The 25501-nt window shown below is 72.4% G+C and carries 24 protein-coding genes; 15 read left to right on the top strand and 9 right to left on the bottom strand.

What is annotated here, in order from left to right; all coding sequences use genetic code 11:
* Nucleotides 1-13 precede the first annotated feature (13 nt).
* Together IE244_RS05955 and IE244_RS05950 are read right to left on the bottom strand one after the other, a co-directional pair.
* On the bottom strand, nucleotides 14-535 hold the full coding sequence (locus IE244_RS05955) for a hypothetical protein (RefSeq protein WP_191871581.1): 522 nt from the start codon (nucleotides 533-535) through the stop codon (nucleotides 14-16).
* Nucleotides 536-558: 23 nt separating this feature from the next.
* Complete coding sequence (locus IE244_RS05950; RefSeq protein WP_191871580.1) at nucleotides 559-1689, bottom strand: magnesium and cobalt transport protein CorA; 1131 nt, start codon at nucleotides 1687-1689, stop codon at nucleotides 559-561.
* Nucleotides 1690-2151: 462 nt separating this feature from the next.
* Here IE244_RS05950 and IE244_RS05945 point away from each other — a divergent pair, with 462 nt between their 5' ends.
* The 4 genes from IE244_RS05945 (at nucleotide 2152) to IE244_RS05930 (ending at nucleotide 5361) form a co-directional block, all read left to right on the top strand.
* A complete protein-coding gene (locus tag IE244_RS05945; RefSeq protein ID WP_191871579.1) occupies nucleotides 2152-2736 on the top strand; it encodes a suppressor of fused domain protein in 585 nt (194 codons plus the stop codon).
* Nucleotides 2737-2975: 239 nt separating this feature from the next.
* Entirely contained in the window at nucleotides 2976-3617 is a 642-nt protein-coding gene (locus tag IE244_RS05940) for a DUF6758 family protein (RefSeq protein ID WP_191871578.1), read from the top strand.
* A gap of 210 nt (nucleotides 3618-3827) precedes the next feature.
* Nucleotides 3828-4685 carry a PHP domain-containing protein gene (locus IE244_RS05935; RefSeq protein WP_191871577.1) on the top strand — a complete coding sequence of 286 codons (858 nt, stop codon included), beginning with the start codon at nucleotides 3828-3830 and terminating at the stop codon, nucleotides 4683-4685.
* A gap of 70 nt (nucleotides 4686-4755) precedes the next feature.
* On the top strand, nucleotides 4756-5361 hold the full coding sequence (locus IE244_RS05930) for a MarC family protein (protein WP_191871576.1): 606 nt from the start codon (nucleotides 4756-4758) through the stop codon (nucleotides 5359-5361).
* 55 nt (nucleotides 5362-5416) lie between these two features.
* On the opposite strand, the gene IE244_RS05925 is transcribed toward IE244_RS05930, so the two are convergent.
* Nucleotides 5417-5569: a DUF8834 family protein gene (locus IE244_RS05925; protein WP_191871575.1), complete on the bottom strand. Its 153-nt coding sequence runs from the start codon at nucleotides 5567-5569 to the stop codon at nucleotides 5417-5419.
* Between the two features lie 186 nt (nucleotides 5570-5755).
* Between IE244_RS05925 and IE244_RS05920 the strand changes: the two genes are divergently transcribed.
* A complete protein-coding gene (locus IE244_RS05920; RefSeq protein WP_191872085.1) occupies nucleotides 5756-6661 on the top strand; it encodes an NYN domain-containing protein in 906 nt (301 codons plus the stop codon).
* Here the strand turns inward: IE244_RS05920 and IE244_RS05915 are convergent.
* Both IE244_RS05915 and IE244_RS05910 read right to left on the bottom strand, forming a co-directional pair.
* Nucleotides 6658-7539 carry an alpha/beta fold hydrolase gene (locus IE244_RS05915; protein ID WP_191871574.1) on the bottom strand — a complete coding sequence of 294 codons (882 nt, stop codon included), beginning with the start codon at nucleotides 7537-7539 and terminating at the stop codon, nucleotides 6658-6660. The genes IE244_RS05920 and IE244_RS05915 overlap by 4 nt on opposite strands.
* 142 nt (nucleotides 7540-7681) lie before the next feature.
* On the bottom strand, nucleotides 7682-10432 hold the full coding sequence (locus IE244_RS05910; protein ID WP_229854006.1) for a DEAD/DEAH box helicase: 2751 nt from the start codon (nucleotides 10430-10432) through the stop codon (nucleotides 7682-7684).
* Between the two features lie 499 nt (nucleotides 10433-10931).
* On the opposite strand from IE244_RS05910, the gene IE244_RS05905 reads away from it, so the two are divergent.
* Complete coding sequence (locus IE244_RS05905; RefSeq protein ID WP_191871572.1) at nucleotides 10932-11678, top strand: ferritin-like fold-containing protein; 747 nt, start codon at nucleotides 10932-10934, stop codon at nucleotides 11676-11678.
* Nucleotides 11679-11796: 118 nt separating this feature from the next.
* On the opposite strand, the gene IE244_RS05900 is transcribed toward IE244_RS05905, so the two are convergent.
* The 4 genes from IE244_RS05900 to IE244_RS05885 all read right to left on the bottom strand — a co-directional run bounded on the left by IE244_RS05900 (nucleotide 11797) and on the right by IE244_RS05885 (nucleotide 13618).
* Nucleotides 11797-12063: a hypothetical protein gene (locus IE244_RS05900; protein WP_191871571.1), complete on the bottom strand. Its 267-nt coding sequence runs from the start codon at nucleotides 12061-12063 to the stop codon at nucleotides 11797-11799.
* 169 nt (nucleotides 12064-12232) lie between these two features.
* Nucleotides 12233-12460 (bottom strand): DUF3107 domain-containing protein, encoded by a 228-nt coding sequence (locus IE244_RS05895; RefSeq protein ID WP_191871570.1) that lies wholly within the window; start codon nucleotides 12458-12460, stop codon nucleotides 12233-12235.
* Between the two features lie 134 nt (nucleotides 12461-12594).
* Nucleotides 12595-13236: a TetR/AcrR family transcriptional regulator gene (locus IE244_RS05890; protein WP_031163494.1), complete on the bottom strand. Its 642-nt coding sequence runs from the start codon at nucleotides 13234-13236 to the stop codon at nucleotides 12595-12597.
* A 157-nt stretch (nucleotides 13237-13393) separates the two neighbouring features.
* Nucleotides 13394-13618, bottom strand: a complete 225-nt coding sequence (locus IE244_RS05885; protein WP_191871569.1) for an Rv3202a family protein — start codon at nucleotides 13616-13618, stop codon at nucleotides 13394-13396.
* 267 nt (nucleotides 13619-13885) lie between these two features.
* Here IE244_RS05885 and IE244_RS05880 point away from each other — a divergent pair, with 267 nt between their 5' ends.
* The 9 genes from IE244_RS05880 to IE244_RS05845 all read left to right on the top strand — a co-directional run bounded on the left by IE244_RS05880 (nucleotide 13886) and on the right by IE244_RS05845 (nucleotide 25403).
* Nucleotides 13886-14887, top strand: coding sequence for an alpha/beta fold hydrolase (locus IE244_RS05880; protein WP_191871568.1), 1002 nt, complete (start codon nucleotides 13886-13888; stop codon nucleotides 14885-14887).
* Nucleotides 14888-14894: 7 nt separating this feature from the next.
* Complete coding sequence (locus IE244_RS05875; protein WP_191871567.1) at nucleotides 14895-16454, top strand: DUF3152 domain-containing protein; 1560 nt, start codon at nucleotides 14895-14897, stop codon at nucleotides 16452-16454.
* Between the two features lie 56 nt (nucleotides 16455-16510).
* Nucleotides 16511-16606, top strand: coding sequence for an Ms4533A family Cys-rich leader peptide (locus tag IE244_RS43120; RefSeq protein WP_373305711.1), 96 nt, complete (start codon nucleotides 16511-16513; stop codon nucleotides 16604-16606).
* Nucleotides 16607-16816: 210 nt separating this feature from the next.
* Nucleotides 16817-18535 (top strand): ABC transporter substrate-binding protein, encoded by a 1719-nt coding sequence (locus IE244_RS05870; protein ID WP_191871566.1) that lies wholly within the window; start codon nucleotides 16817-16819, stop codon nucleotides 18533-18535.
* 4 nt (nucleotides 18536-18539) lie between these two features.
* Complete coding sequence (locus tag IE244_RS05865) at nucleotides 18540-19616, top strand: ABC transporter permease (RefSeq protein ID WP_191871565.1); 1077 nt, start codon at nucleotides 18540-18542, stop codon at nucleotides 19614-19616.
* Nucleotides 19613-20611, top strand: a complete 999-nt coding sequence (locus IE244_RS05860; protein WP_191871564.1) for an ABC transporter permease — start codon at nucleotides 19613-19615, stop codon at nucleotides 20609-20611. Before IE244_RS05865 ends, IE244_RS05860 begins: the two co-directional genes overlap by 4 nt.
* Entirely contained in the window at nucleotides 20608-22200 is a 1593-nt protein-coding gene (locus IE244_RS05855) for a dipeptide ABC transporter ATP-binding protein (protein ID WP_191871563.1), read from the top strand. Before IE244_RS05860 ends, IE244_RS05855 begins: the two co-directional genes overlap by 4 nt.
* A 240-nt stretch (nucleotides 22201-22440) precedes the next feature.
* Nucleotides 22441-24105 (top strand): glycosyltransferase, encoded by a 1665-nt coding sequence (locus IE244_RS05850; RefSeq protein WP_229854005.1) that lies wholly within the window; start codon nucleotides 22441-22443, stop codon nucleotides 24103-24105.
* Between the two features lie 218 nt (nucleotides 24106-24323).
* Nucleotides 24324-25403, top strand: coding sequence for a hypothetical protein (locus tag IE244_RS05845; RefSeq protein WP_191872084.1), 1080 nt, complete (start codon nucleotides 24324-24326; stop codon nucleotides 25401-25403).
* Nucleotides 25404-25501 lie beyond the last annotated feature (98 nt).

Below are 25501 nucleotides of genomic sequence, written 5' to 3'. Positions count from 1 at the left end.
CGCCGAAGCCTCCTCAGCCCCGCCGCTCCTTCTTCCGCCGCTTCGCGAGCAACCTCGGCAGGGCCGCCGGAATCGGCATCCGAGTCGTCGCCGGAGTCGGCACCGGAGCCTCGGCCAGGCTGCCGGCGGGCAGCGGCGCCACGGACCCCGCCGGAGCCAGGCGCAGCACCCGGCACTCGCGGGACCAGCGGGCCGGCATCTCCTCGCCGTCCGGGGCGTTCAGCCGCTTGCCCTTCAGCTCGGCGACCGTCGCCTCCCACTCGGCGGATCCGGGCGCCAGCTCGGTCACGGTCGCCGGGAACGTCACCAGCCGGCCGCCCTTGTCCTTGCTGCGCACGGTCACCTCGGCGGGGCCCCCGTCGACCAGCCCCTCCAGCGGCTGCTCACCGGGCCCGTCGCCGACCAGGCACACCGCGCCCTCGTGCCACACGTGCCACAGCGCACGCGCGGGGCCACCTGCGCCCCTGACCCAGATGAGGCCGGACTTCTTCGCGGCCTCCTCGATGAGGGCCCGGTCGAGCAGCTCGCTTGTCATGCGCCCACCCTATCCAGCGCCGGTCACAGCCAGCCGTTGCGCTTCAGCGTGCGGTGGATGCCCAGACAGATCACGACCGTGATGCCCATGATCACCGGGTAGCCGTACCTCCAGTGCAGCTCCGGCATGTACTTGAAGTTCATGCCGTACACACCGCACACCATCGTCGGCACGGCGATGATCGCCGCCCAGGCGGTGATCTTGCGCATGTCCTCGTTCTGCGCGACGGACGCCTGTGCGAGGTTGGCCTGGAGGATGGAGTTGAGGAGCTCGTCGAAGCCCAGCACCTGCTCCTGGACCCGGGCGAGGTGGTCGGCGACGTCCCGGAAGTACTTCTGGATGTCCGGGTCGACCAGCCGCATCGGCCGCTCGCTCAGCAGCTGCATCGGGCGCAGCAGGGGAGCCACCGCCCGCTTGAACTCCAGTACCTCACGCTTGAGTTGGTAGATCCGCGCCGAGTCCACACCCCGGGACACCCCGCCCTTGCGGCCCGGCGAGAACACCTCGGTCTCCACCTCGTCGATGTCGTCCTGCACCGCGTCGGCGACCGCGATGTAGCCGTCCACGACATGGTCGGCGATCGCGTGCAGCACCGCCGAGGGGCCCTTGGCGAGCAGCTCCGGGTCGTCCTGCAGCCGGTGGCGCAGTGCCCTGAGCGAGCCCTGGCCGCCGTGCCGGACGGTGATGAAGAAGTCCCGTCCGGTGAAGCACATGACCTCCCCCGTCTCGACGACCTCGCTGTTGGCGGTGAGCCGGTCGTGCTCGACGTAGTGGATGGTCTTGAAGACGGTGAAGAGCGAGTCGTCGTACCGCTCCAGCTTGGGCCGCTGGTGAGCCTGCACCGCGTCCTCGACGGCCAGCGGGTGCAGCCCGAACTCGCTCGCGATACCCGCGAATTCGGCCTCGGTCGGCTCGTGCAGCCCGATCCAGACGAAACCGCCGTCGCGCCGTACCAGCCGCATCGCCTCGTGCGGGGTGAGCGGCTTCTCGCTCGCGACACGGGCGCCGTCGCGGTACACGGCGCAGTCCACGACCGCCGAGGGCGTGGCGGGGTCGCGGGTGGTGTCGTACGACGTGCTCGACGTGCTCGTGGTCTTGCGCAGCGAGACACGGGACGGACGGACCACGGCGCGCAGGTCGCGGATCATCGACATGGGCAGGCTCCTTCGCTACAGGCGACGAAAGACCGCCGGCGACGGGTGGAACTACCCGGAATGGGGACGTCCTGACTGCGGAATGTTTGGCACGTCCACAAAGCGGGGAGCACCGCACCGTCGCGGTGGCGACTTCGCTACTGATGCAGAACTGATTTCAGATCAGGCAAAGCAAAACGAAGTGCTCTTCCGGAGGGCGGACACGCACGGGAAGGCCTCGGACAGCCAGAAACCAGCCAGTGATTGGATCAGCGGGCGGAAGAGCGAGTGGTACTGCACGGTCGACTTCGATCCATGACAGCCCCACCTCCTCCGGCCGGTCCCTCGTAAGGGAGTCTCAGCGGCGCCGGGACTTGATGGCGACGCTTTGCGTGCTGTCCCGAACCACCGGCTCAGCGTAGCAGCAGCCCGATGTGTCAAGGCGCCGCTTTGCCCGCTGCTGACGAGTTCTATGCTCACCGCATGGTTGATGTTCTTCCTCTGGTCGAGGCACGGTTGACCACCGCGCTGGGCGCACCGGACGCGCGCGCCGCCGTCACCTTCCTCGGCGCGGACCGCATCGAGGTGCTCCGGTTCCAGGAGGGGGACGTCCTGCGGTACGCCACCCTCGGTATGTCCGCGCACCCCATGAACGACCCCACCGCGATGCTCGCCGACCCGGTCAAGGGTGCCCGCGCCGAGCTCGTCCTCTCCGTCCGCGCGGGCCTCGCGGACACCGACAAGGTGCTGCGTCCGCTCGCCGTGCTGGCCGCGACTCCGCAGGTGGAAGGCCTGATCGTGACCCCGGGCGCCTCCCTGGACGTCGGCGGCCCGCTGTGGCCCGGCGCCCCCTTCACCTCGGTCCTGGTGGGTGAGCCCGGCGGCCTGGTGGAGGACCTGGAGCTGGACGAGCCGATGGAGCCCGTACGGTTCCTGCCGCTGCTGCCGATGACTCCGAACGAGGCCGCCTGGAAGCGCGTGCACGGCGCCCAGGCCCTCCAGGAGCGCTGGCTCGCGAACGGCACGGACCTGCGCGACCCGGCCCGCGGGGCCGTCCCGCTGGACTGACCCGTACGTGAGCAAGCTCACCAAGGTCCGGGGAGCGGGCGCCAGTTGGCGAAGGGCACCGGCCCCGTCCTGCGTCGCCGGCGGATCGCGTCGACCCGCGGGCTCACCCGAGGTTCGTCTCCGGGTGACTTAGCCCGGCTAATAAATGTGAAGTGCACGCACTTCGCCGGGTGGTGTGTTCCGTCCGGACGGGTGATCGTCCTTGACGTGGGCGGGCAGGGGTAGGACCGTGGAGCCCTATGAGGGGCGAACCCAGTTGCCCGCGGTGTGGTGGCCGGGTCAGGGCTCCCGGTCTCTTCGCCGATGCGTGGCAGTGCGATGTGCACGGCACGGTGTATCCGCTGCAGCCCGTGATCCCGCCCAGCGTCGAAGCCCTCGGGGCCGTGGTGCACCGTACGCACGTCCCGCTGTGGATGCCCTGGCCGCTGCCGGTCGGCTGGCTCTTCACGGGCGCGGCCTACGCCGGCGACGACCGCAGTGGCGGCCGCGCGACCGCCGTGGCCTGCTCCGGACCCGGCCCGCTCGGCGGCCCCGGCGAGCTGATCCTGGTCGCCGAGGAACTCGGCGTCGGCCTCGGCGCGCGGTACGCGGGCATCGACGGCCCGGACCCGGGGTCGTACATGAACATCGAGAAGCCGCCCGAGGCCAAGGTCCTGGCCGCCGGCCGCCCGACCCCGCTCTGGCACGTCTACCGCACCCCCGACGACCGCGCCGTCTTCGCCGGGGAGGCCCTCGGGATGTGGCTGTGGGCGGTGATGTGGCCCGAGCAGTCCGGCCTGCTCATGTACGACGAGCTGGTGCTGACGGATCTGCGGGACGCGGGGGCGGAGCTGGATCTGGTGCCCTTCGGGGCGTTGTCGCCGCGCTTGCTTCGGCCGTAGCGCCCGCTGGGGTGCCGGGTGCTGCCTGGTGGCGGCTGCGGGTTCGGCGTGGTTACTCGCGCCCACGCGGCGGACCGCATATCGATACGGCCTCACCCGCTTGGTGGGTTCAGTAGGGGGTGCTCCAGGGGTTCGGGTGTGACAGGCGGGCTTCAAAACACCGCTATCCTTAGGTGTCCCCTTCCGTAGCGTCCCCCGTCTGGAGTCACCGTGCGTATCGATCTGCACTGTCACTCCACGGCCTCCGACGGTACGGACACCCCGGCCGGGCTGGTGCGCAACGCCGCCGCCGCCGGGCTGGACGTCGTCGCGCTGACCGACCACGACACCACCCGCGGGTACGCCGAGGCGGTCGCCGCGCTGCCCGAGGGGCTCACCCTGGTCACCGGCGCCGAGCTGTCCTGCCGTGTCGACGGCATCTCCATGCACATGCTGGCCTACCTCTTCGACCCCGCGGAGCCCGCCCTGCTCGCCGAGCGCGAGCTGGTGCGGGACGACCGGGTGCCGCGGGCCAAGGCCATGGTCGCCAAGCTGGCCGCGCTGGGCGTGCCGGTCACCTGGGAGCAGGTCGAGCGGATCGCGGCCGGCGGTTCCGTGGGGCGCCCGCATGTCGCGACCGCGCTGGTCGAACTGGGCGTCGTACCGACGGTGAGCGACGCGTTCACCGAGGAGTGGCTGGCCGACGGCGGCCGGGCCTTCGTGGAGAAGCACGAGACCGACCCCTTCGAGGCGATCCGGCTGGTCAAGGGCGCGGGCGGGGTCTGTGTGTTCGCACACCCGGCCGCCGCCAAGCGGGGGCGCACCGTCCCGGAGTCGCGCATCGCGGAGCTCGCCGAGGCCGGCCTGGACGGCATCGAGGTCGACCACATGGACCACGACGCCGAGGCGCGCGAACGGCTGCGGGGTCTGGCGAAGGACCTGGACCTGCTGGTCACCGGCTCCTCCGACTACCACGGCAGCCGCAAGACCGTGTCGCTGGGCGCGTACACGACCGACCCCGAGGTGTACGGGGAGATCACGCGGCGCGCCACGGGCGCGTTCCCGGTCCCGGGCACCGGCGGAGTCTGAGGCCGGCACCGGCCCGGCTCATCGACTCGACGCCCGAATCACTTCTCTCCGCAAGGCCTGACGCACCACCATGTTCGACATCGCCGTCTTCGGCTCCCTGTTCCTGACCCTCTTCGTCATCATGGATCCCCCCGGGATCACCCCGATCTTCCTCGCCCTCACCGCCGGCCGCCCGGCCAAGGTGCAGAAGCGCATGGCCTTCCAGGCGGTGTGCGTCGCGGGCGGGGTCATCGCCACGTTCGGCGTCCTGGGCCATCAGATCCTCAACTACCTGCACGTCTCCGTCCCCGCGCTGATGATCGCGGGCGGTCTGCTGCTCCTGCTGATCGCGCTGGACCTGCTCACCGGCAAGACCGACGAGCCGAAGCAGACCAAGGACGTGAACGTGGCGCTCGTACCGCTCGGCATGCCGCTGCTGGCGGGCCCCGGTGCGATCGTCTCCGTGATCCTGGCCGTGCAGAAGGCCGACAGCGTGGCCACGCAGCTCTCGGTGTGGTCCGCGATCCTCGCGATCCACGTCGTGCTGTGGGTGGTGATGCGCTACTCGCTGCTGATCATCCGGGTCATCAAGGACGGCGGCGTGGTGCTGGTGACGCGGCTCGCGGGCATGATGCTCTCCGCGATCGCCGTGCAGCAGATCATCAACGGGATCACTCAGGTGATCCGGGGGAGCTGAGCCCTCGTCGGCTCGGCTCCCCCGGAAAGCTTGAGTGGCGCGCAGCGCGTGAGCGTTACGAGGCGTTGGTCCCGGCCGGGCGGATCCACAGGCGCTGTCCGATGGCGGCGGCCTGCTGAACGATCCGGTTGACGGAGGCGGCGTCCACGACGGTGCTGTCCACGGTGGTGCCGTCGACCTCGTCGAGTCGCATGATTTCGAAGCGCATGGGCTTCTCCCTTCGTCTGGTCATCCTCCTGAGGAGAACTACTCGGTGCACCGGCTGTGCAGCCGGTGTCGTACGTAGTCAACATGCTCCATGTTACGAACATTCCCTACGCTAAAGAAATTTTTCGAACGGCTAATTACTGACCGGTAAGCGTCCGTTTGTGTTCGCAGCGTGACCACCGGGACAATGGAGGCGATGAACGACGACCTGGCGGCCCTGGGCGCCCGCATCGACCGCACGAACGAGCTGCTGACCCGCATGCTCGCCGAGGTGGCGAAGACGCCCTCCACCCACGCGATCTTCGTCGACGCGGGGTACCTGTACGCGGCCGCCGGCCGGCTGGTCGCGGGCACCGAGGACCGCCGGGCCTTCGACCTCGACGCCGAGGGCCTGATCGAGGCCCTCATCGACCGCGCCCGCTCCGTCTTCGCGGACAGCCGCCTGCTGCGCGTCTACTGGTACGACGGCGCCCGCCGCCGCATCCACACCGCCGAGCAGCAGGCCATCGCCGAACTGCCCGACGTCAAGGTGCGCCTGGGCAACCTCAACGCCAACAACCAGCAGAAGGGCGTGGACTCACTGATCCGCACGGATCTGGAGTCCCTCGCCCGGCACCGCGCCATCAGCGACGCCGTGCTCCTCGGTGGCGACGAGGACCTGGTCTCGGCGGTCGAGGCGGCGCAGGGGTACGGCGCCCGCGTCCACCTGTGGGGCATCGAGGCCCCCGAGGGCCGCAACCAGGCCGAGCCGCTGCTCTGGGAGGGCGACAGTCAGCGCACCCTCGACCTGGAGTTCTTCAAGCCGTACGTCTCCCGCCGTACGGCCGCCGCCTACGAGGCCACGTCCGGCAACCGTCCCACCCGCGAGGACGTCCGTTTCGTGGGCGCCCAGATCGCGGCCAAGTGGCTGGCCTCCCGGGGCCGTGAGGCCCTGGTCGAGCTGCTCCCCGGCCACCCCTATCTCCCCGGCTCCGTCGACCAGGACCTGCTCGTCGAGGCCGAGGGCCTGCTCCAGTACTCCCTGCGCGGCCAGGCGGACCTGCGCCGCGCCCTCAGGGACGGCTTCTGGGACCATCTGCAGGCGCAGTACTAACCCTGTCCGCCCGCGGCGTCCCAGAAGTCGGCGAGGGCGCGGGCCGTGGCCAGGGGCTGGTCGGTGTTGGGGGAGTGCTCGGCGTCCTCGATCACCGTCCGCCGTGCGCCCAGCCGTACCGCCATCTCGTCCAGCAGGGGCAGCGGCCAGGTGTCGTCCCGTGAACCGGACAGGACGTGGAACGGCAGCGGTACGGCGGCCAGTTCCGCGACGCGGTCCGGCTCCGTGCACAACTGGCCGCCGGTGGCGAGGAGTTGGGCGGGCTTCGTGCCCAGCCAGCGGCGCCGCAGGTCGTCCCGGTCGTCCAGGCCGTCGTCCAGCGCGGGCGTCTCGGTCTCCTCGGGCGTCTCCATCGCCTGGATCGCCTCCCACACCTGCGCCATCGTCAGCGCGGCGAGCGCGTCCCGCAACAGCTTCACGCGCTGCTGCTGGGACTCCGAGATCTGCGCGGGCCCGGACGCCATGAGGGTGAGCGACCGGAACGGGGCGTGCTCGAGCAGCACGGCCGCGCGCGAGATCTGCCCGCCGAGGGAGTGCCCCAGCAGATGCACCGGCTGCCCGAGTGCCTCGGCCTGGGCCAGCACGTCCCGCGCCAACTCCTCCTGCGCGTAGGCGGACTGGTCGCTCGCGGGACCGTCCGACTCGTACTGGCCGCGCCCGTCGACGGCGACGGTCCGGTACCCGCGCTCCGCGAGCGGCACGTGCAGCGGGTTGAAGTCCTCCTTGCTCCCGGTGAACCCCGGCACCAACAGCACGACCCCCCGCGGCTCGACCCCGTCGCCCACGGGAGCGTCGACGACGGCGAACTCACCCCGCGCGGTGCGCAGAAGGTACGCACGGGCGCCGGGCGGCGGGACGAAGGTGGCGGGCCTGCTCATGGGGAGAGGCTATCGGGCCCCCGCCCGGGCACGAGGGGGCGGGCACGGGTTCGGGGAGCGCCGGCACGGGCGGGGCCGGGAGCGCGAACGCGACGGCCCGGCCCACCGAAGTGGACCGGGCCGTCGGCGACGGTGCGCCGGATCAGCTTTCGGCGGCCTCGACGGCCGCCGTGGCCTTGCGGGCCCGGCGACGCGGCTTGGTCTCCGGCTCCGCGGTGGCCTGCGCCGGGATCTCCGCGGTGACGGCCTTGCGCGTGCGGCGCGGCTTGGCCTCGACCGCCTCGGCGTTGTCCGCGGTCGTCTCGGCGGCGGCTGCCGTCTTCCGCGTGCGGCGCGGCTTGGCCTCCGTGCCCTCCGCCGTCTCCACGGCGGTTTCGGCGGCGGCTGCCGTCTTGCGGGTGCGGCGCGGCTTGGCCTCGGCGGCCTCGGCCGTCTCCGGCGCGGCCGCGGCGGTCTTCCGCGTGCGGCGCGGCTTGGTCTCCGTGCCCTCAGCCGTGTCCGCCGCGGCCTCGGCGGCGGCTGCCGTCTTCCGCGTGCGACGGGGCTTGGCCTCCGTGCCCTCCGCCGTCTCCACGGCGGTTTCGGCGGCGGCCGCCGTCTTGCGGGTCCGGCGCGGCTTGGCCGCCGGGGCGGCCTCCTCCGCGGGGGCCTCGACCTCGGCGGCCGGCTCCGCTGCCTTACGGGTGCGGCGGCGGGGCTTGGCTTCCGTGCCTTCGGCGGTGTCGGCGGCGGCTTCGGCGGCGGCGGCGGTCTTGCGGGTGCGGCGCGGCTTGGCCTCGACGGTCTCAGCGACCTCGACGGCCTCGGCGGTGTCCGCGGTCGTCTCGGCGGCGGCTGCCGTCTTCCGGGTCCGACGGGGCTTGGCCTCGACGGTCTCAGCGACCTCGGCGGCGGCTGCCGTCTTGCGGGTGCGGCGCGGCTTGGCCTCGACGGCCTCGGCCTCGGGGGCTTCCGGCGCCGTCGCGGCGGTCTTCCGCGTGCGACGGGGCTTGGCCTCCGTGCCCTCCGCCGTCTCCACGGCCGCTTCCGCGGCGGCGGCGGTCTTGCGGGTGCGGCGCGGCTTGGCCTCGACGGTCTCAGCGACCTCGACGGTCTCAGCGACCTCAGCGTCCTCGGCGACGGCGGCCGTCCTGCGCGTGCGGCGGCGAGGCTTGGTCTCGGCGGCCTCGGCGGTCTCGGCCGTCGGCTCCTGCGCGGGGCCGTTCTCGACCACGGGCTCGGGCTTCGCCGCCACCTCCGTGGCCACGGACTCGATCGTCGCCACGCTCTCCGGAGCCGTCGGCTCGGTCACCGCCGTGGCCGCTTCGGCGGAAGCCGGCTTGCGGGTGCGGCGGCGGCGCGGCTTGGCCGCGGCCTCCTGCTCCGGCTCGGTCGGCGCGGGCGCGCTCTCCGCGGTGTCCAGCGACTCGACGGCGGCCTCGGCCGCCACCGGCTGCGCCGAGGCACCGGCGCGCGTACGGCGACGGCGGCGCAGGGTGCGGGGAGCCCGGGACTCCTCCACACCGGCGGCCGACTCCGCGGTGCCGGACTCGGCGGCCGGTGCCGCGGGGGCCGTGGCGGCGTCGACGGGGGATCCGCCGCGGGTACGGCGGCGACGGCGCGGAGTACGGGGCGTACGCTCGCGCTCGGCGGTGCCGGACTCGGGACGGCTGTCACGCTCACCCCGGCCACCACGGCCACGGCCGCGCGCGCCACGCCCGCCGGTCTCGCCGAGGTCCTCCAGCTCCTCCGCGTCCAGACCCGCACGGGTCCGCTCCGAGCGCGGCAGGGTGCCCTTGGTGCCTTCGGGGATGCCGAGGTCGGAGAACAGGTGCGGGGAGGACGAGTACGTCTCCACCGGGTCGTTGAAGTCCAGCTCCAGCGCCTTGTTGATCAGCTGCCAGCGCGGGATGTCGTCCCAGTCGACGAACGTGATCGCCGTACCCTTGGCGCCCGCGCGGCCCGTACGGCCTACCCGGTGCAGATACGTCTTCTCGTCCTCGGGGGACTGGTAGTTGATGACGTGGGTCACGCCCTCGACGTCGATGCCGCGCGCGGCGACGTCGGTGCAGACCAGGACGTCGACCTTGCCGTTGCGGAAGGCGCGCAGCGCCTGCTCGCGGGCGCCCTGCCCGAGGTCGCCGTGGACCGCGCCGGAGGCGAAACCGCGGCGCTGCAGCTGCTCGGCGATGTCGGCGGCCGTGCGCTTGGTGCGGCAGAAGATCATCGCGAGCCCGCGGCCGTCGGCCTGCAGGATGCGGGCGACCATCTCCGGCTTGTCCATGTTGTGCGCGCGGTAGACGAACTGCTTGATGTTCGCGACCGTCGCGCCCTCGTCGTCCGGCGCGGTGGCGCGGATGTGCGTGGGCCGGGACATGTAGCGGCGCGCGAGGCCGATGACCGCGCCCGGCATGGTCGCCGAGAACAGCATCGTCTGACGCTTGGCCGGCAGCATGTCGATGATCTTCTCGACGTCGGGCAGGAAGCCCAGGTCGAGCATCTCGTCGGCCTCGTCGAGCACCAGGCACTTGACGTGCTTCAGGTTCAGCTTCTTCTGGCCGGCGAGGTCGAGCAGCCGGCCCGGGGTGCCGACGACCACGTCGACGCCCTTCTTCAGGGCCTCCACCTGCGGCTCGTAGGCCCGGCCGCCGTAGATCGCGACCACGCGCACGTTACGGACCTTGCCGGCCGTCAGCAGGTCGTTGGTGACCTGGGTGCACAGCTCGCGCGTGGGGACGACGACGAGCGCCTGCGGCGCGTCGGTGAGGGCCTCGGGGGCGGCGCGTCCGGCCTCGACGTCGGCGGGGACGGTGACGCGCTCCAGGAGCGGAAGACCGAAGCCCAGGGTCTTGCCGGTGCCGGTCTTGGCCTGGCCGATGACGTCCGTGCCGGAGAGGGCGACGGGAAGCGTCATCTCCTGGATGGGGAAGGGGGTGATGATGCCGACGGCCTCCAGGGCCTCGGCGGTCTCGGGGAGGATTCCGAGTTCTCGAAACGTCGTAGTCAGGGTCATGCCTCTTCTGTGTGCGCGGTGCGAGGCGAGCGCGGGGGTCATGTACGACCGTGCCGGGGGGACGTCGGCTGCCGTACGGGCGAACCACTCAAGGCAAGCCGTATGACACGGGACCTCTGCCGACGCTCTAGCGCTCGTACCGCTGAGGGGGTCCCTCCGGTCGTCGTACGTACTGTCACGTACGGCCAGGGAGGGCTGTCGGGTCGGAGCCGATCGGGCCACCGACCGGGCATCCTCATGCGTGCGGCCTGTCGCGAAGACGTCGAACATCGTCGACGCACTCTGGCAGGCGCATTACCACCATACCCCGGATTCGCGCACATGCGATGGCCGATTTGGTCACGTCGTCGTCGTCACACTGATCGGCCAGGCGCTTCCGAGACCGCGCGAGCGGGCTATTGTGCGCCTCATGACTAGCTCTGACAAGCCTGAGAACGACTCCGCGGCGCCCACCGGTGTCGCCGCCCAGGACTGGACGCAGGCCTCCGCCGACCCGCAGTACCGCGCCGCCGTCGTGGACCTGCTCGGCGCGCTCGCGTACGGGGAGCTGGCGGCGTTCGAGCGGCTCGCGGAGGACGCGAAACTGGCTCCGACCCTCGCGGACAAGGCGGAGCTGGCGAAGATGGCCTCGGCCGAGTTCCACCACTTCGAGCGGCTGCGGGACCGGCTGACCGAGATCGGCGAGGAGCCGACGGCCGCGATGGACCCGTTCGTCGCGGCCCTGGACGGCTTCCACAAGCAGACCGCGCCCTCGGACTGGCTGGAGGGCCTGGTCAAGGCCTATGTCGGCGACTCGATCGCGAGCGACTTCTACCGGGAGGTCGCGGCACGTCTCGACTCCGACACCCGCGAGCTGGTTCTGGCCGTTCTCGACGACACCGGGCACGCCGGGTTCGCGGTGGAGAAGGTGCGGGCCGCCATCGATGCCGACCCGCGTGTGGGCGGCCGGCTGGCGCTGTGGGCGCGGCGGCTGATGGGCGAGGCCCTGTCGCAGTCCCAGCGGGTCGTCGCCGACCGGGACGCGCTGTCGACGATGCTGGTCGGCGGGGTGGCCGACGGCTTCGATCTCGCGGAGGTCGGGAAGATGTTCTCGCGGATCACCGAGGCGCACACGAAGCGGATGGCCGCGCTGGGCCTCGCGGCGTAGCGCCCTGCGAGGGGTGGTTGCGGTGAGGTGCGCGGCCGCGGGTCCGTGCGGGCCGGTCGCGCAGTTCCCCGCACCCCCCGGGGATCTGTCCCTGGCGCCCGCGGTGAAGGCGCCGGGGCTACGCCGTCGCTGATCGGCGCAGTCTCCCCGCCGGGCGCAGCAGCAGGGACAGGGACGCCGCCGAGATGACCGCTGCGCCCAGGAGGCTCAGCCAGGTGGCGGCGGAGCCGAGCGCGGTGTGGGTGACGAAGTCGCCGAACAGCGCGCCTGCGACGCCCGTCGACAGGACCAGGGGCCGGGCCGGCAACCGGTGCGGCAGGCGGTACGCCGCGATCAGGGCGAGGGCCAGACCGAGCACGGCGGAGCCTAGTGCTTCCAGGATCATGTCGGGGTCCCTCCCACGGCCGGTCTGCCTTGAACGGTCGTAGCCCGTCATACCCGTGACCTGCGGAGTGCAATCCTCCGCTGTGGAGAAGTTGTGTGCCAACTGTGTGCACGACCCATGTGGAAGGGCCCGGCGGCACAAGCCGCCGGGCCCTTCGCACGACGTCGGCCTACAGCGTGCCGAACCCCACCTTGCGCACGGTCGGCTCGCCGATCTCCACGTACGCCAGGCGGTCGGTCGGCACCAGGACCTTACGTCCCTTCTCGTCCTGGAGGCTCAGCAGCTGCGTCTTGCCGGACAGCGCGTCCGACACCAGACGCTCGACCTCCTCGACGCTCTGACCGCTCTCCAGAACGATCTCGCGGGGCGCGTACTGCACGCCGATCTTGACCTCCACGGCTTTGTCCCTCCGACGGCCAGTGATGTGCGCGATCTTCCGCGCCGTACCCCGCACACATTAGTCCGGTGAGGGGACGTACACGCTGCGGGCCGGAACGCCGTCAGCGAACAGCGCATGGGAACAAACGGACGTCAGTGGTGTTCGGTGCCGTGCAGCGGGAAGCCGGCGATGCCCCGCCAGGCCAGCGAGGTCAGCAGTTGCACCGCCTGGTCGCGGGGCACACTGCGGTCGCTGTGCAGCCAGGAGCGGGCCACCACCTGGGCGAGTCCGCCGAGGCCGGAGGCGAGCAGCATCGACTCCGCGCGCGAGAGGCCGGTGTCCTCGGCGATGACGTCGCAGATCGCCTCGGCACAGTCGTTGGTGACCTTGTCGACGCGCTCGCGCACGGCGGGCTCGTTCGTCAGGTCCGACTCGAAGACCAGCCGGAACGCGCCGCCGTCGTCCTCGACGTAGGCGAAATAGGCGTCCATCGTGGCCCGGACGCGCTGCTTGTTGTCGGTCGTCGACGCCAGGGCGCCGCGCACGGACTGGATCAGCGACTCGCAGTGCTGGTCCAGCAGGGCGAGGTACAGATCGAGCTTGCCGGGGAAGTGCTGGTAGAGCACCGGCTTGCTCACGCCGGCCCGCTCGGCGATGTCGTCCATCGCCGCCGCGTGGTACCCCTGCGCGACGAAAACCTCCTGGGCGGCGCCCAGCAACTGGTTCCGTCGGGCTCGGCGTGGCAGACGGGTGCCACGTGGGCGGGCCGCCTCAGTTTGCTCGATGGCTGTCACGCCGCCTCCCAAATTCGTCCATATCGCGGTATCGGCCGCGCCGCCATCGTACTTTTCGGTAACCGTGGTGTGCGCGCTGCGAGCGCAGAATTTCACGTACCGGACGGCGGCGAAAGCGGCAGCGGGTCCCGGGTGCGGCCGCAGGGGCACGCCGACGTCAGCGATAGTCGTCCTCGTCGAGTGAGACCACGCGCGCCTGTTCGACCAGATCGGCCTCGTTCGCCCGGTCCGGATCCACTCCCGTCAGGGGGTCGTCACGGTCCGGCCTGATGTCCGCGTGCTGCTCGGCGGCGTCCACTTCGGGAGCCTCGACGTCGATCTCGGGGACCGTTTCGGCCTCCAGGTCGTCGATCATGTCGGGCTCGGTCGGGTCATAGGCCATGGTGGGCTCCCTTCCTACGAACGTCCCTGGAAGAAGCAGGGGCCACATACGGGTGCCCTGTGTACGAGCCTAGGAGAGAGCCGATCCGGACGCCATGCCGTCTCGCCCCTTCGTCGCCCCTGTTCACCGGACGCGGACGCGCGCTCGCGCCGTCCGCGCTCCCTCGGGTTCACCCGTCTCCCACATTCACTCCGTGACGGCCACCACACACCATTCTGTGACGGCCACCACACCAAACCCGGCGTGATCACCTCGTAACATTGCCGCATGTCTTCGACCGAGTCGCCGTCCGTACCGGCCGCCAGCAGTGCGCTTCCGAGGGTGGCGCCCGTCCGGGTCGGAGAGGGCGAACGGCTGCGGTCCGTGGCGCTGCCCGGAGTGACCCTGTCGATCCGGTCCCGCCGTCCCGCGCACGAGGACCTGCCACCCGCCCTGTACGTCCACGGCCTCGGCGGCTCCTCGCAGAACTGGTCGGCCCTGATGGCCGAGCTGGACGGCGTCGTCCACAGCGAGGCCGTCGACCTGCCGGGCTTCGGCGACTCCCCGCCCCCGGACGACGGCGACTACTCCGTCACCGGGCACGCGCGCGCGGTGATCCGCTACCTCGACGCGGCCGGCCGCGGCCCGGTCCACCTGTTCGGCAACTCGCTCGGCGGCGCGGTCACCACGCGCGTGGCCGCCGTACGCCCCGACCTGGTCCGTACGCTCACCCTCGTGTCGCCCGCCCTGCCGGAGCTGCGCATCCAGCGCACCGCGGCGCCGACCGCCCTGCTCGGGGTGCCCGGTGTCGCCGCCCTGTTCAACCGGTTGACCAAGGGGTGGACCGCCGAGCAGCGGGTGCGCGGGGTTCTGGGCCTCTGCTACGGCGACCCGGGGCGGGTGTCGCCCGAGGCGTTCCAGCACGCCGTGGAGGAGCTGGAGCGGCGGCTGCAGCTGCCGTACTTCTGGGACGCGATGGCCCGTTCCGCGCGCGGGATCGTCAACGCCTACACGCTCGGCGGACAGCACGGGCTGTGGCGCCAGGCCGAGCGCGTGCTCGCGCCCAGCCTGCTGATCTACGGCGGCCGGGACCAGTTGGTCGGCTTCCGCATGGCTCCCCGGGCCGCCCGCGCCTTCCGCGACTCCCGTCTGCTGTCCCTGCCGGACGCCGGGCACGTGGCGATGATGGAGTACCCGGACGTGGTCGCCACGGCGTTCCGGGAACTCCTCGCCGACGCGGGGGAGCCGGCCCGGAGCGCCGACGCCGCCGTCCCGGGCGAGGGGAGCTGAGGCCCGCGTGGGACGTCACAGCCGCCGCGGCCCGGTCCCCAAGAACGACTCCGCGGACATAGCCGCCAGGCGCCGGGAACAGCGGGACGACCGCTCCGGCGACGCCAGGGACCTTCCCGGGCAGGGGGGTGGACCGGCGTCGCAGGAGGAGGGCGCGTACGGGGTCCGGCCCGTGCTGCCGGGCCAGCGACAGGCACCACCGGGCCGGCGTCAGGCACCACCGGCCCACGGAACCCCGGGCTTCGGCGACGGCACGCCCGTACGGGGTGTCCCGCGCCTTCCTGACGGCACCCCGGCCCATGGTGTGCCGCGTTTCCCCGACGGCACGCCCGTGCGCGGTGTGCCGCGTGTTCCTGACGGCACCCCGGGCCTCGGTGTGCCCCGGCTCCCTGAGGGCACCCCGGGCCGCGGTGTGCCCCGCTTTCCCGGTGGTGCCGCCGCGCGGGGTGGGCACCCCGAGCAGCGGGAAGCCGGCGGCGGTTGGGGGGAGTTCGCGGGGGTGGCCGGGACAGCGTCTTCGCGCCAGCGGCCGGCGGGGCCGGGCCGCGCCGGCGGGCCCCGGCAGGAGTACCTCGACGCCTTCGCCGGCGGGCGTGCCGGCGATGTCGACGCCCGTGACGATGCCGATGTCTTCGCGCCCCGGGTGGGCAAGCCCCGCACCGCAGACGAGCACGCGGCGGACGCGCCGGAGGCGGACGGCCGCGGCGGCAGGACCCCGAGCGGGCCGCCCGCAACCGCGACGCACCCGCAGGGTGACGGAAGCACCTCCCCGGGAGCGCCGCGCGGCCGGGCCTTGGCCGGCATCGCGGCGGCCGCCGTCACGACGGTGCTCGCGGTGGTCGTCGCCGGACAGGTGACCGAGTCGCGGGACGGTGGCGCGGCGCAGTCGCGGTCCGCCACCGACCAGGCCCGTGACGCGCACACCCCCGCCGGGCAGGCCCCGTCGGCCTCACCCGGCACGGCCACGCTGTCGTACGAGCAGAGGATGGACCGGACGTACCCGCTCAGCGCCACCCTGAAGGCGTCGGGGAAGTTCGAAGCGGTGCCTGGTTTCGCCAAGGCGCCCGGCAAGGGGCAGAAGTACACCTACCGCGTGGACGTGGAGCAGGGGCTCGGGCTGGACGGCGAGCTGTTCGCCGAGGCCGTGCAGAAGACCCTGAACGACGACCGCAGTTGGGCCCACGGCGGTGCCCGTACCTTCGAGCGGATCTCCTCCGGCAAGCCCGACTTCGTGATCACGCTGGCCAGCCCCGGTACGACCGCCAAGTGGTGCGCCAAGTCCGGGCTGGACACCACGGAGGACAACGTCTCCTGTGACTCGGCCGCCACCGAACGCGTGATGATCAATGCGTACAGGTGGGCCCAGGGAAGCAAGACGTATGGGGACAAAATCTACGCCTACCGGCAGATGTTGATCAACCACGAGGTCGGTCACCGGCTCGGCCACGGCCATGTGACGTGCCAGAAGAACGGCGAACTCGCCCCCGTCATGCAGCAGCAGACCAAGTTCCTGGACCACGACGGAATCCACTGTCTTCCCAACCCCTGGCCCTATCCCAGGAGTTGACGGGCGCCGCTCATGTCAGATTGACATGAGTCGTAAGGTCGTTCATATTTCTGCGCATGTGGTCTAGTCATGCCGTCTACGAGAGCGCCGCCATCGAGCTGGCGCTCATCGGTGTGACCGCACTCTGCGTGGCCGACATCGACTGTCGCTGACGCCGCCGCCCTGGCGCTCGCGTCGCGATCCTCCCCCTTTCCCCCTCCGTGACCGTGTCACGGATTCCTTCGGCGACCCGGCGCCGGGGCAGACGTCTGTCCGCAGTCGTCTCACTGTTCGTCCGCACGTCTCACTCTTCGAGAAGCGCACGATCACAGCCCCGAGCACCCCCTCATTCCCCCTCACTTTTCCGAGAGGTCGTCATTCCGATGCGTCAAACGTCCGTCACAGCGCGCCGCGTGGCAGCGGCATCCGTCAGCCTGGTCGTGGCAGCGGGCGCCGCCGCCTGCGGTCCGAAGGACAACGATGCCAAGGGCTCCGGTGGCGACTCCGCGCCCCACAAGGGCGGCACCCTGACGGTGCTGAACTCCCAGCCGCAGACCGACTTCGACCCCGCCCGCCTGTACACCTCCGGCGGCGGAAACGTCCCTTCGCTGGTCTTCCGCACCCTCACCACGCGCAACCGCGAGAACGGCGCGGCCGGCGCCAAGGTCGTCCCCGACCTCGCCACCGACACCGGACGCCCCAACAAGGACGCGACCGTGTGGACGTACACCCTGAAGAAGGGCCTGAAGTACGAGGACGGCACGCCGATCACCTCGGCCGACATCAAGTACGGCATCGAGCGCTCCTTCGCCCCGGAACTCTCGGGCGGCGCACCCTATCTGCGTGACTGGCTGGCCGGGGCGGCCGACTACCAGGGGCCGTACAAGGACAAGAAGGGCCTCTCGGCGATCGAGACGCCGAACGCCCGGACCATCGTCTTCCACCTGGACAAGCCCGAGGGCGAGTTCCCGTTCCTCGCCACACAGACGCAGTTCGCCCCGGTGCCCAAGAGCAAGGACAACGGCACCAAGTACGAGGAGCACCCGGTCTCGTCCGGCCCCTACAAGGTCGTCAAGAACGAGAACGACGGCGAGCACGTCGTCCTGGTGCGCAACCCGAACTGGTCCGCGGCCACCGACGGGGAGCGCAAGGCCTACCCGGACGAGATCGACGTCCGCTCCGGTCTCGACTCCTCGGTGATCAACCAGCGGCTGTCCGCGTCCCAGGGTGCGGACGCGGCCGCGGTCACCACGGACACCAACCTCGGTCCGGCCGAGCTCGCCAAGGTCGGCGGCGACAAGGCACTGGCCGCGCGCGTGGGCACCGGCCACTTCGGCTACACCGACTACATCGCCTTCAACCCGACCGTGAAGCCGTTCGACGACCCGAAGGTGCGCCAGGCGATCGCCTACGCCATCGACCGGTCCTCGGTGGTCAACGCGGCCGGCGGCAGCGCGCTCGCCGAGCCCGCCACCACGTTCCTGCCCAGCCAGAAGTCCTTCGGCTACACGCCGTACGACCCGTTCCCGGCCGGCACCTCCGGCAACCCGGCCAAGGCCAGGGAGCTGCTGGCGCAGGCCGGCCACAAGAACGGGCTCACGGTCACCCTCACCCACTCCAACGCCAAGGACTTCGAGACCAGCCCGGAGATCGCGACCGCCGTCCAGGACGCGCTCAAGAAGGCCGGCATCACGGTCAAGCTGCAGGGCCTGGAGGACAACGACTACCGGGACAAGATCCACAGCGTGAAGACCGAGCCCGGTTTCTTCCTCGCGCACTGGGGTGCCGACTGGCCCTCCGGCGGCCCCTTCCTCGCCCCGATCTTCGACGGCCGGCAGATCGTCAAGGACGGCGCGAACTTCAACACGGGTCTGCTCAACGACACGTCGGTCAATGACGAGATTGACGCGATCAACAAGTTGACCGACCTTGACGCGGCCGCCCGGCGATGGGGTGCACTGGACCAGAAGATCGGCGAGAAGGCCCTCGTCGTGCCGCTGTTCCACCCCGTCTACAAGCGGCTGTACGGCGAGGACGTCAGGAACATCGTCATCAGCGACTGGACCGGCGTCCTCGACATCTCCCAGGTCGCGGTGAAGTAGCACCGTGAGCGAGGCACTTGTCACCGTCGAGGCCGCCGGGACGGAATCGTCCGTCCCGGCGGCCTCGGGGGCCCGTCAGTTCTGGCGGCGGCTGCGCGCGCAGCGCGCCGCCCTGGTCGCCGCGGCCGTCGTCGCGCTGCTCGTCCTGATCGCGCTCGGCGCGCCGCTGCTCACCGCGCTGGAGGGCCAGGACCCCACCACGTACCACCCGTCACTGATCGACTCCGCCCGCGGCGGCGTTCCGGTCGGCTCCCTCGGCGGCATGAGCGCCGACCACTGGCTGGGCGTGGAACCCCAGACCGGCCGGGACCTGTTCGCGCGGCTCGTGTACGGGGCACGGGTGTCGCTCGGGGTGGCGCTGGCGGCGACGGTGGCGCAGGTGATCCTCGGCACCGTCATGGGCGTGGCGGCCGGGCTGGGCAACCGCTGGGTCGATCTGGTCCTGAGCCGGATCACCGACATCTTCGTCGCGATGCCGCTGATGATCATGGCCCTCGCGCTGCTCGCCGTCGTCCCGGGCGACTTCCCACGGCCGGTCCTCGTCGCGCTGGTCATCGCCCTGGTCTCCGGCTGGAGCACGACCGCGAAGATGGTGCGCGCGCAGACGCTCACCCTCAAGAACCTCGACTACGTCGCCGCGTCCCGGCTCAGCGGCTGGAGCACCTGGCGGACCGCCGTGCGCGAACTGCTGCCCGGGCTGGCCGCGCCGGTCATCACCTACGCGGCGCTGCTGGTCCCGACGAACATCAGCGCCGAGGCGGCCCTGTCCTTCCTCGGCGTCGGCGTGAAGCCGCCGACGCCCTCGTGGGGACAGATGCTGACCTCCGCCGACGTCTGGTACCAGGCGGCCCCGCAGTACCTGCTGCTGCCCGCCGGTGCCCTGTTCGTGACCGTCTTCGCGCTGACCGTCCTCGGCGACGGCGTCCGTGTCGCCCTCGACCCGCGTGCGGCCTCCCGCCTGCGCGTCGGCACCGGCAGCAAGCGCGAGGCCCGCGCGGAGCAGGCCGCACCGCAGGCCGGGACCCGCGCGCGGCGCCAGGGCGGCGCGAAGACCGAAGCGGGAAAGGAGGACCGGGCGTGAACGGCCTCACCGGCTTCGTCCTGCGCCGCGTGATCGGCGCCGTGGTCACCCTGTTCGCACTCTCGGTGATCATCTACGTCGTCTTCTACGTCACCCCCGGCAACGTCGCCCAGATCACCTGCGGCCCGCGCTGCTCCCCCGCCCAGGTCCACCAGGTGGCCCAGCAACTCCACCTCGACGACCCGCTGTACGTGCGCTACGGGCACTTCCTGCAGGGACTCTTCGCCGGGCAGGACTTCTCCACCGGCACGTCCGTCGAGCACTGCGCCGCGCCCTGCCTCGGCCAGTCGTACCAGACCGACCAGCAGGTCACCGACATCATCCTGGCCAAGCTGCCGGTGAGCTTCTCGCTGGTGCTCGGCGCGATGGTGATCTGGCTGCTGCTCGGCGTCGGCACCGGTGTGCTGTCGGCCTGGCGGCGCGGCCGGTTCAGCGAGCGCGTGCTGACCGCGATCACGCTGGCGGGCGTCGCCACACCGGTCTTCGTCATCGGTCTGGTCCTGATGATCGTCGTCTGCGGCGAGCTGCAGCTGCTGCCCTTCCCGCAGTACGTGAACTTCACCGACGACCCCGAGCAGTGGGCCTGGAACCTGCTGCTGCCCTGGCTCTCCCTCGCCCTCGTCGAGTCCGCCAACTTCGCCCGGCTGACCCGGGCGTCGATGCTGGAGACGCTGGCCGAGGACCACATCCGCACGTTCCGCGCGTATGGCGTCAGCGAACGCGCGGTGATCGCCCGGCACGCCCTGCGCGGCGCGACGGCATCCGTCATCGCGCTCAACGCGGTCACCTTCGGCTCGGCCGTCGGTGGCGCCGTCCTCACCGAGACCCTCTTCGGTCTGCCCGGCGTCGGCCAGGAGCTGGTGCACGCGGTGAAGGTCGTCGACCTGCCGGTGGTCGTCGGCATGGTCCTGGTCATCGGCTTCTTCGTGGTCCTCGCCAACGCCGTCGCGGACGTGCTGTACGCGGTGGCCGACCGACGGGTGGTGCTCGCATGAGCCTGGTGGAAGTGACGGACCTGAGCGTCGAGTTCGGCCCCCTGCGTGCCGTGGACTCGCTCTCCTTCAGCCTGGCGAAGGGCGCCGCTCTGGCCCTCGTCGGCGAGTCCGGCTCCGGCAAGTCCACGGTCGCGGGCGCCCTGCTGGGCCTGCACCGGGGCACCGGGGCGCGGGTCACCGGCGCGGTGCGGGTGGCGGGCACGGACGTACAGGCGGCCTCCGACGAGGAGCTGCGGCGGCTGCGCGGGGCGAAGGCCGCCATGGTCTTCCAGGACCCGCTGTCCTCGCTGGACCCGTACTACGCGATCGGCGACCAGATCGCCGAGGTCTACCGCGTGCACGCGCGCGTGTCGCGTCGCCACGCACGTGCGCGTGCGGTGGAGGTGCTGGACCGGGTGGGCATTCCGGACGCACAGCGCCGCTCCCGCTCCCGGCCGCACGAGTTCAGCGGCGGCATGCGCCAGCGCGCCCTCATCGCCATGGCCCTCGCCTGCGAGCCGGACCTGCTGATCGCCGACGAGCCGACGACCGCCCTCGACGTCACCGTCCAGGCCCAGATCCTCGACCTGCTGCACACGCTGCGCGCGGAGACCGGCATGGGCCTGCTGCTCGTCACCCACGATGTGGGCGTCGCCGCCGAGAGCGTGGACGACATCCTCGTCATGCGGCACGGCGGGGCCGTCGAGCGCGGCCCGGTCGGCACGGTCCTCGCGGCGCCCGCCGAGGCGTACACCCGCGAGCTCCTCGACGCCGTCCCGCGCGTGGACGCCCGTCGCACCGGCTCTCCGGCCACCGACGAGGTCGTGCTGGAGGCCATGGGCGTGCGGCGCGAGTTCGGGCGCGGCAAGGGGGCGGTCGCGGCCGTGGACGACGTCTCCGTGACCGTCCGGCGCGGCGAGACCCTCGGGGTGGTCGGTGAGAGCGGCAGCGGCAAGACCACGCTCGGCCGCATGCTCGTCGGACTGCTGGAGCCGACCGCCGGCGCCCTCCGCTACGAGGGCCGCCCGCACACCGGGGTGAACCCGGCCGTCCAGATGGTCTTCCAGGACCCCGTCTCCTCCCTCAACCCCCGCCGCAGCGTGGGCGAGTCCATCGCCGACCCGCTCCGGGCGTGTGGCGAACGGGACGAGGAGCGCATCCGGGGGCGCGTGAGGGAACTGCTGGAGCGGGTGGGGCTCGAACCGGCGCACCACGACCGCTACCCGCACGAGTTCAGTGGCGGCCAGCGCCAGCGCATCGGCATCGCCCGCGCGCTGGCCGCCGAACCGCGTGTCATCGTCTGCGACGAGCCCGTCTCCGCGCTCGACGTCACCACACAGGCCCAGGTGGTCGCCCTCCTCGGCGAACTCCAGCGGGAACTCGGCCTCGCGCTCGTCTTCATCGCGCACGACCTCGCCGTCGTCCGGCAGGTGAGCGACCACGTCGCGGTGATGCGCCGGGGCCGGGTCGTCGAGTGCGGGCCCGCGGACGAGGTGTACGACAGCCCGCGCGAGTCCTACACCCGCCGGCTCCTGGCCGCCGTACCGGCGCTCGACCCCGAGCTGGCGGCCCAGCGGCGCGCGGCCCGCCGGGAACCGGCCGTGGCGTAACGTTTCGCGCCCGGCTGATCGCCGGGTGGATCCTTAGCGCGGCCGAACGCGACCCGCACGCGAAAGTTACGCCCGTTCACCCCTTTTGGTGGCGCGATGGACAACCGTCCGTCGCGCCACCGCCTTGTCCGCTTACGTTCGTCCCGCTGCGAGCCGCCGGGACCGGGGCGGCTCACCGGACAGGAGATCGGGGGTGCACACGTGCGCATCGGACTGGTTACCGAGGGTGGCTACCCGTTTGTGGGCGGTGACGCCGGACTCTGGTGCGAGCGGCTCGTGCGCGGGCTCGGGCGGCACGAGTTCGACGTCTACGCGCTCAGCCGCAGCCGGCGCCAGGAGGACTCCGGCTGGGTCGCGCTCCCGCCACAGGTCGGCGGGGTGCGTACGGCGCCGCTGTGGACGGCCGAGGACGACGGGGTCGCCTACGGGCGGCGCACACGCCGGCGCTTCATCGAGTGCTACGGCGAACTGGTCGCCTCGGTATGCGCCGGGACCAGGGCCGATGCCGTCTCCGAGGAGGGGGCCACCGCTCTGGCGGACCGTTTCGGCAACGCGCTGTACGGACTCGCCGAACTCGCCCGCGACCAGGGCGGACTGGTCGGCGCCCTGCGCTCGGACGCCGCCGTACGCACCCTCGAACGCGCCTGTCGTGCCCCCGGCGCGCTGCGCACGGCGCACGAGGCGCGCGTACCCGATCTGCTCACCGTCACCGCACACCTCGAACGCGCCCTGCGCCCCCTCTCCCTCGACTGGTACGGCGACGACAGCCTCGGCGCGGCCGACCTCTGTCACGCCGCCGCCGGCGGCCCCGCCGCCCTCCCCGGGCTGCTCGCCCGGCACTTCTCCGACGTACCGCTGCTCGTCACCGAGTACGGCGTGCCCCTGCGCTCGCACTACCTGACCCTCGGCCCCGACATCGCCACCCCCGCCGTACGCGCGCTGCTCGGCGCCTTCCACGGCCGGCTCGCCACCGAGGTCTACCGGCGGGCCGAGATCCTCACCCCCGGCAACACCCACGCCCGCCGCTGGCAGGAACGGTGCGGCGCCGACCGGGCCAGGATCCGCACGGTCTACCCGGGGATGGACGCCGCCCGCTTCACCGAGGTCGGCGAGGCCCCCGACCGCGCCGAGCCGGACACGCTCGTGTGGGTCGGGCGCGTAGAACCCGCCAAGGACCTGATCTCGCTGCTGCACGCCTTCGCCGAGGTCCGCAAGGAGGAACCCAAGGCGCGCCTCAGGATCGTCGGCGCGCCCGCCGGGCCCGAGGGCGCGGCCTACCTCGGCCACTGCCGGGCGCTCGCCGCGCAGCTCTTCCCGGACGAGGCGGAGGGCGCGCACGCCGTCGGTGACAACCCCGTCTCCTTCGAGGAGATCGGCGGCCCGGAGGCCCCCACGCTGCCCGACGCCTACGCCGCCGGCGCCGTCGTCGTGCTGTCCAGCGTGGTCGAGGGCTTCCCCATCGGCCTCATCGAGGCCATGTTCTGCGGCCGGGCCACCGTGTCCACCGACGTCGGCGCGGTGGTCGAGGTCATCGGGGGCACGGGACTCGTCGTACCCCCGCGCAACCCGAGGGCGCTCGCCGAGGCGTGCGTGGCGTTGCTGCGCGACCCCGAGCGCCGTGAGCGCCTCGGCGCCGCCGCGCGCGCCCGCGCGCTCGAACTGTTCACCGTCGAGCAGAACATCGCGGCGTTCCACGGCCTCTACCTGCGGATCGTCTCGCACTGTCCGGTCCACCGGGTCGTCCTCGACGAGGCCGGCGAGCCCCGGCCGTTCGCCGCCCCCGCCGAGTCGCACGTCCCCGGCCGCTGGACCGGCCCCACGGCCCGCGTCCTGCCCCGGACCGTCCCCGGCTGGGCCACGGCCCCACCGGTACGCGCGACACCACTGGCCGCGGAGGGGGCGTGATGGGCGTACGGGACGTGGACGGGAGCGGTGCGGTGGGTGAGCCCAGCGAGGCGGGCACGTCGGTCGGACTCGACCGGCCCGGGATGCCCAAAGGTGCCGAGCCCTGGAACGCGGGCTCGGGGGAGTGGGGGATCGCGCCCGCCGATGACGGGGACGCGGTCGGCCCCCAGCCGGTCGGGCGACGCCTCGCCGCACCCCGGCGCGGTGCCGCCGACCCGGTGAAGGCCCTGCTGCACCGGCACCGCGAGCTCTGCGAACAGGCCGTGGACTCGTTGGAGATCGCCGCCGGTCTGGAGGCGCACGGCGTCACCGACCGGACCGCCGCCCGGTTCCGCCACCGCGACGTCTTCTCGCTCGCCGAGGAGCTCTACGCGCGCGTGCCGCGTACCGGTGAGCGTGGTCCCGCGACGGAGCCGCTGCCCGCGCCCCGGGTGCGCGCGGACTGGGTCCTGCTCACCCTCCTGCCCGGCGCCCTCGGCACGGCCACCGTGGCAGGACTGCGCCTCGCCCACGGCCAGCCCCGCCTGCTGACCGCCCTCGCCGGCATCCTCGCCGTCGCCCTCGCCACGCGTGCCGCACTGCGCCGCGGCCCCCTCGCCGGCCCGTCCGGCCCACCCGCCTGGCACACCGCGAACGCCACGCGCGCGTGCACATTCTGGCTGCTCGGGTACGCCCTCCTCGGCGACGGGCTGCTCCACGCCGTCGTGACCGGTGGCCCCGACGCCCTGCCGACCGGCGCCCCGGACGGCCCCTGGCCCACGGCCACCACGCCCGCCCTCGCCCTCACCCTGGCCTGTGCCCCGGCCGCCTGGTGCGCCCACCTGCTCACCGCGGGCGCCCGCCGCAGGCTCGCCGGCAGCCGAGGCCTGGAGGACTTCACGGCCGCCAGCAGACCGCTGTTGCTCGGCACGTTCGCCCTGTTCGTGGGCGCGCTCACCGCACTGCTCGTGATGTGCGGCACGGTCCTGCACGAATCCGTGGCCTCCCCGCAGACCCTTGCCCTGGGGGCCCTGCTCCTGCTCGCCCGTCTGCTCACCGTGCACCACCACCGGCACGCCCCGGCCGTGCTGCTCGGCGCCGCGGCGGCCACGGAGGCGGTGGCCCTCGCCCTGCCGACGGTCGCGAGGCTGACCGGCTGGGCCGTGCCGGCCGCTCCCGTCCGGACCCTCGTGCACGCCTGGGGCGCGGCGGCCGTCCCGGCCCTCGCCTGCGGCACCGCTGCGCTGGCCCTGCTGCTCCACGCCGTCCGCACGCTGACCCAGGCCTCGGCGCACGCGCCCACGGGAGCCCCCGAGTGAACCTTCCGCCGCGGCCCGGACCGCCGCCGGAGGCGACCGCACCACCCCTGTTGAAGGAGAACGCCAGATGACCACCTCCCGACCCGGAGCGTCCGGAG

The organism is Streptomyces filipinensis (assembly GCF_014649495.1).
Classification (GTDB): Bacteria; Actinomycetota; Actinomycetes; order Streptomycetales; family Streptomycetaceae; genus Streptomyces; species Streptomyces filipinensis.
The sequence above is the reverse complement of the archived record's forward strand: the minus strand, read 5'-3'. Positions and strand labels throughout refer to the sequence as shown.